Source organism: Gordonia sp. NPDC003376 (assembly GCF_053589235.1).
The window spans coordinates 1-275 of sequence record NZ_JBSFRM010000014.1 but is presented as its reverse complement, the minus strand read 5'-3'; positions in this window follow the sequence as shown (position 1 = coordinate 275).

Genomic DNA, 275 nt, shown 5'->3' with positions numbered 1-275 from the left:
ATGATTGAGCCGGGACCGAGCATCGCGAGGACCCGTGTCGAAATCTCCGTAGCCGGCGTTGGATGCGTGGCCACTTCGGAGGTGGTTGCGGTGGTGAGTTCGGCCGACAGAGGTTTCGACACGCCTCGTCGCTACGCTCCTCATTTCGGCGACCACGCGCACCGCTTTCCCTCGCACACATGTGGCTCTATTGATCTTTCTGTGGGTCAATTACGCTGCGGGAGAGTAGGACACGCACCTCCCCGCGTGAGTGTCGACATCGCGATAAGGGCTTC